We start from the raw sequence: 3808 nt of genomic DNA on the forward strand, positions 1-3808 counted from the left end.
GCTGCGCCGAGGCCCACGAGCGCCATCGTCCCGGCCGCGACCCCGGCGGGCGCGGGCAGCCGCACGATGTCGCCTGCGGCGGCGCTCACGCCGAGGGCGGCGAGGTCGAGCTCGGCGAGCCCGAGGGTCGCCGCATCCACGCCCGGCGGCAGGGCGAGCTCGGCCGTCGCGTCCCCGCCCCGCACGGCGAGCACGAGCACGTCGGCGTCGATCGTGGCGGGCGCCGCGGAGGAGAGGAGAAGGGTGGGGATCGGCATGACCGCATGCTAGGCAGGGCGGCTCCCGCTCCCGCTGGGCGCACCGCCGCCGACCGGTGGCGACACCCGCGCCGGTACGCTTGACGGATGCCTGAGCCCGAGGATCTGTACGAGCTCACCCCGGCCGCGGCGGACGTGCCGCCCGGGCTGCCGCTCGTCGCCGGCCTCACCGGGTTCGCCGACGCGGGCGGTGCCGTGCAGCAGCTCGCGGACTACTTCCGGGCGACCGTCGACCCCGTCCCGATCGCCCTGTTCGACCCGGACGAGCTGCTCGACTACCGGGCCCGCCGGCCGATCGTCGCCTTCGAGCAGGACCACCTCACCTCGTACACCCCGCAGCGACTGGTGCTCTCGCAGGGCCGGGACGAGATCGGCCGTCCGTTCCTTCTGCTGACCGGGTACGAGCCGGACTTCCGGTGGGAGCGGTTCACCCGGGCCGTGCTCGGGTTGATCGACCGGTTCGCGGTGAGCGCCACCACGTGGGTCCACAGCATCCCGATGCCCGTGCCGCACACCCGGCCGATCCAGGTGACGGTCGGCGGGAACCGCCCGGAGCTGATCGAGGCGATGAGCGTCTGGCGGCCGAGCACCCGCGTGCCCTCGAACGTGCTCCACCTGCTCGAGCTCCGGCTCGCGGAGCTCGGCATGCCGGTCGCAGAATTCGTCCTGCTGGTGCCGCACTACCTGGCCGACACCGAGCTGCCCGCAGCGGCCGTGAAGACCCTCGAGGTCATCGCCGCGGCCACGGGACTGCTGTTCCCGACCGACGAGCTCCGTGAGCAGTCCAGGGACTTCGTCTCCCGGGTCGACGAGCAGGTCGGCGCCAACGAGGAGCTCGCCCAGCTCGTGCGCACCCTGGAGCAGCGTCACGACACGTACATGGCGGGCAACCCCCTGCGCTCGCCCCTGACCGACGACGAGGGCGAGGTGCCGAGCGCCGACGAGCTCGCCGCCGAGCTCGAGAAGTTCCTGGCCATCCGCCGCCAGGCCGACGACGAGGCGTGACCGGCACCGCGACCACCCGCGCGAGCCTCGTCTTCGCCGGCGGCACGATCGCCTACCTCTGCGCCGTCACCCAGCGCAGCTCGCTCGGCGTCGCCGGGGTCGCGGCGGCGCACCGCTTCGGCGCCTCGGCGGCGGCGCTGTCCACGCTCGGTGTGCTGCAGCTCGCGGTGTACGCGCTGCTCCAGGTGCCCGTCGGCGTGCTGGTCGACCGCTACGGGCCGAAGCGTGTGCTCGCCGTCGGCGCCGTCCTCATGCTCGCCGGGCAGGCGGTCGTCGCCGTCTCGACCTCCCTGCCGACGGCCGTGGGCGGGCGGATGCTCGTCGGAGCGGGGGACGCGACGACGTTCGTCGCGGTGCTGCGGGTCATCGCGGCGTGGTTCCCGGCGCGACGCGTGCCGGTGATGAACCAGTGGCTCGGCAACATCGGCCAGTTCGGGCAGGTGCTCTCGGCCGTGCCGTTCGCCGCGCTGCTCGGGGCCGCGGGCTGGACCGTCGCGTTCCTCAGCGCGGCCGGCCTGGCGGGCGTCGCGTTCGTCGTGGTGCTGCTCGTCGTACGCAACGGCCCGGTCGCCGGCGCCGTGCCCCGGCCGGACCTCCGCACCGCGTTCGGCGCGCTGCGCGCCGCGATGCGCCGGCCCGGCACACGGCTGGGTTTCTGGTCCCACTTCGTCACCCAGTCCAGCGGCGTCGTGTTCGCGCTGTTCTGGGGCTATCCCTTCCTCGTGTCGGCCGTCGGACTGGATCCGACGGTCGCGGCGCTCCTCCTCAGCGTGCAGGTGGTCGCCGGCTTCCTGATCGGCCCGATGCTCGGCGTGCTGACCGCACGCCATCCGCTGCGCCGCTCGAACCTCGTGCTCGGGATCGTCACGGGCATCGGCATCGCCTGGACCTCCGTGCTGCTGTGGCCGGGCACGCCGCCTCTGCCGCTGCTCGTCCTGCTCGTCGTGGCGCTCGGGCTCGGCGGCCCCGCGTCCCAGATCGGCTTCGACTACGCACGCACCTTCAACCCCGCCACGAGCCTCGGGGGAGCGAGCGGCGTCGTGAACGTCGGCGGCTTCACGGCCAGCTTCACCATGATGTTCCTCATCGGCGTGATACTCGACGCCGAGCAGTCGCTGTCGGGCGGTCCGCTGTACTCGCTCGCCGCGTTCCGCGGCGCCTTCTCGGTGCAGTACCTGGTGATCGGCGTCGGCCTCGTGCTGCTGTTCGCGGCCCGCCGACGGACCCGGCGGGTGCTCCTCGAGACCGAGGGCGTGGCCGTCGGTCCCGTCTGGGCGGCCATCGGTGGCCGGCTTCGACGGCGCGCCGGCCGGCGGTGAGGCGCGACACGCCGTCGACCCGTGTACAATTGTAGGAGCGCAGCAGCACGGACCACCGCCGACCTCGGAATACGCACGCCGCCACCGCGTTGATCAGAGCGAGGGGATCTGCGGGAGCGGACCGCATCTGAACACGATCCACAGGTCCTTCGCGCACCACATCGTCCCGGGCAGCACGGCCCGGGCATCGAGCAGGACGGTCGTAGGCGCGTACCCGCACCGCCGAGCGACATCCGTCGACACAGCCAGTTGGGGGCTTCATGACGATCCAGACCACCGCACTCGCCGAGCCGGACGACGCCGAGGCGACCGCGAAGCCGCCTGCGCGCAAGGCGGCGCCGAAGAAGGCCGCCGCTGCGAAGACCAAGCCCGCTGCTCGCACGAAGCCGGCGTCGGACGACGCCGACGACGAGGACGACGCCGACATCGAGGCGCCCGAGGTCATCGAGGCCGACGCGGACGCTCTGGAGACCACCGACGACGTCGCCGAGGTCGAGACGACCGACGACGACGCCGCCCCCGAGGAGACGCCCGAGGTGGCGACCGACGAGGAGGCGACCGAGGAGACGGTTGAGGCGCCCGAGGCGCCGCTGCCCACGGGCGCGCTCGTGCTGTCGATGTCCGACGAGGACGAGATCCCCGTCTACTCGACCGCGATCACGGGCGCGACGGCGGACCCGGTGAAGGACTACCTGAAGCAGATCGGCAAGGTCGCGCTGCTGAACGCCGCGGAGGAGGTCGAGCTCGCCATGCGCATCGAGGCGGGCCTCTTCGCCGAGGAGAAGCTGCAGAGCGAGGCGGGCAAGCTGTCGAAGGAGCTCGAGCGGGAGCTGAAGTGGGTCGCCCGCGACGGGCAGCGCGCGAAGAGCCACCTGCTCGGCGCGAACCTCCGCCTCGTCGTCTCGCTCGCGAAGCGCTACACGGGTCGCGGCATGCAGTTCCTGGACCTGATCCAGGAGGGCAACCTCGGTCTGATCCGTGCGGTCGAGAAGTTCGACTACACCAAGGGCTTCAAGTTCTCCACGTACGCGACCTGGTGGATCCGGCAGGCGATCACCCGCGCCATGGCCGACCAGGCCCGCACGATCCGCATCCCGGTGCACATGGTCGAGGTCATCAACAAGCTCGCCCGCGTCCAGCGGCAGATGCTGCAGGACCTGGGCCGCGAGCCCACGCCCGAGGAGCTGTCCCGCGAGCTCGACATGACCCCGGAGAAGGTCATCGAGG

General features: G+C 72.5%; 3 protein-coding genes and 1 pseudogene. 3 read left to right on the forward strand and 1 reads right to left on the reverse strand.

What is annotated here, in order from left to right; all coding sequences use genetic code 11:
* Positions 1–257: pseudogene (locus JWQ92_RS15425) on the reverse strand (leucyl aminopeptidase); the annotation flags it as partial.
* A gap of 87 nt (positions 258–344) precedes the next feature.
* Here JWQ92_RS15425 and JWQ92_RS15430 point away from each other — a divergent pair.
* The 3 genes from JWQ92_RS15430 to JWQ92_RS15440 all read left to right on the forward strand — a co-directional run.
* Positions 345–1262 carry a proteasome assembly chaperone family protein gene (locus JWQ92_RS15430; protein WP_297345350.1) on the forward strand — a complete coding sequence of 306 codons (918 nt, stop codon included), beginning with the start codon at positions 345–347 and terminating at the stop codon, positions 1260–1262.
* On the forward strand, positions 1259–2581 hold the full coding sequence (locus JWQ92_RS15435; RefSeq protein WP_297345351.1) for a nitrate/nitrite transporter: 1323 nt from the start codon (positions 1259–1261) through the stop codon (positions 2579–2581). Before JWQ92_RS15430 ends, JWQ92_RS15435 begins: the two co-directional genes overlap by 4 nt.
* Positions 2582–2841: 260 nt before the next feature.
* On the forward strand, positions 2842–3808 hold a 967-nt coding region (locus JWQ92_RS15440; RefSeq protein WP_297345352.1), incomplete at its 3' end, for a sigma-70 family RNA polymerase sigma factor.

The sequence above is a fragment of the Amnibacterium sp. genome, from assembly GCF_025463795.1.
Classification (GTDB): Bacteria; Actinomycetota; Actinomycetes; order Actinomycetales; family Microbacteriaceae; genus Amnibacterium.

Excerpts from the sequence above, each read along its gene's own strand:
- JWQ92_RS15430 (WP_297345350.1), top strand. The coding sequence starts at position 345 with ATGCCTGAGCCCGAGGATCTGTACGAGCTCACCCCGGCCGCGGCGGAC.